Here is a 1,764-nt window from a genome sequence, read left to right as displayed (position 1 = left end):
GGTCAGTCCCTCAAGGAAGAGGACTGGGTCGAGCGCGCCGGCGAGATGCTCAAGAAGGCCGAGGAGAAGGGCGTCAAGATCCTGCTCCCCATCGACAACCGCGTTGCCGATCACTTTGGCGAGGACGCTGTCCCCGAGGTTGTCGCTTCCGACGCTATCCCCGACGATCGTGAGGGCATGGACATCGGCCCCAAGACCGAGGAGCTCTACGCCGAGGCCGTCAAGGGCGCCAAGACCGTGTTCTGGAACGGCCCCATGGGCGTCTTCGAGTTCGACAACTTCGCTCACGGCACCCAGGCTATCGCCGAGGCTGTTGCCGAGGCCGACTGCACCTCGATCATCGGCGGTGGCGACTCTGTCGCAGCTGTCAACAAGTTCAACCTGGCCGACAAGATGAGCTGGATCTCCACCGGTGGCGGCGCTTCCATGGAGCTCGTCGAGGGTAAGGCCCTGCCCGGAGTGGAGGCGCTTCTCGATGCCTAATCGCACCCTTCTTATCGCTGGTAACTGGAAGATGAACAACGACGTCGCCGAGGCTGCCAAGCTCGCCGACGAGCTGGCTCAGGCTCTGCCCGAGGTACCGGCTGGCGTCGAGGTGCTCGTCTGCCCTCCGACCATCGACATCACCACGGTTCATGACCGCATTCAGGCTGCCCCCATCGCCCTCGGTGCACAGAACGTGTACTGGGAGGCCAAGGGTGCCTTCACCGGTGAGTCCTCTTGCGACATGCTCAAGTCCGCTGGCTGCACCTACTGCATCATCGGTCACTCCGAGCGTCGCGACTACTTCCACGAGACCGACGAGGACCAGAACAAGAAGGCCAAGGCTCTCGTTGCCGCCGGCCTTGTTCCCGTCTTCTGCTGCGGCGAGTCCCTCGAGGTCCGCGAGGCCGGCACCTATGTCGAGCACGTCGTGAACCAGGTCAAGGCTGGCCTTGCTGGTCTTGAGATCACCTGCCCCAAGCAGGTCGTCGTCGCCTATGAGCCCATCTGGGCCATCGGCACCGGCAAGACCGCTACCGCCGAGGACGCTCAGGAGGTCTGCGGTGCTATCCGTGAGACCCTCAAGGAGATGTTCGGCGAGGAGCTCGCTAACGGCATCCGCGTGCTGTATGGCGGTTCCGCCAAGCCCGGAAACATCGCCGAGCTCGTCGCCAAGCCCGACGTTGACGGCGCCCTCGTGGGCGGCGCTTCGCTCAAGGCTGCTGACTTCGCCTCTATGGTCGTCAAGGCAGGCGAGTAGGACATATGGCACAACGTCATCTTCCTGCACTCCTGATTATCATGGATGGCTGCGGCCTTGCTCCGGCCGATGGCGAGAACGCCGTCGCCGCTGCCAAGACGCCCTTCCTTGATGGCCTGTACGAGAAGTACCCCCACACCACGCTCGGTGCTTCGGGCGAGGACGTGGGCCTTCCCGACGGCCAGATGGGTAACTCCGAGGTGGGTCACCTCAACATCGGTGCCGGCCGCATCGTGTTCCAGGAGCTTTCGCGCATCAACAATGCCATCAAGGACGGCTCCATCGCCAAGAACGAGGTTTTCGTCAAGGCTATGGACGATGTCAAGGCCGAAGGCAAGACCCTTCACCTTATGGGCCTTATGAGCCCTGGCGGTGTTCATTCCCATATGAACCACGTCGAGGCTCTGGTCAAGATGGCTGCCCAGCATGGCGTCAAGACCGTTCGTGTCCACGCCTTTATGGACGGCCGCGACGTCGACCCGCAGTCCGGTGCTGGCTACATGAGCGAGTTCTGCGCCTTC

2 protein-coding genes and 1 pseudogene are annotated in these 1,764 nt (G+C 62.8%); all 3 read left to right on the top strand.

Annotation, left to right across the window (positions count from 1 at the left end):
- A partial coding sequence (pgk, locus tag ACT84W_RS10960; RefSeq protein ID WP_444329246.1) for a phosphoglycerate kinase occupies window positions 1–483 on the top strand: 483 nt, incomplete at its 5' end.
- Window positions 476–1,243: a triose-phosphate isomerase gene (gene tpiA, locus ACT84W_RS10955; protein ID WP_022094882.1), complete on the top strand. Its 768-nt coding sequence runs from the start codon at window positions 476–478 to the stop codon at window positions 1,241–1,243. The genes pgk and tpiA, both read left to right, overlap by 8 nt.
- 5 nt (window positions 1,244–1,248) lie before the next feature.
- Window positions 1,249–1,764 (top strand): annotated as a pseudogene (locus ACT84W_RS10950) (2,3-bisphosphoglycerate-independent phosphoglycerate mutase); the annotation flags it as partial.

It is taken from the genome of Paratractidigestivibacter sp., assembly GCF_052362415.1.
GTDB lineage: Bacteria > Actinomycetota > Coriobacteriia > Coriobacteriales > Atopobiaceae > Paratractidigestivibacter.
The sequence above is the reverse complement of the archived record's forward strand: the minus strand, read 5'-3'. Positions and strand labels throughout refer to the sequence as shown.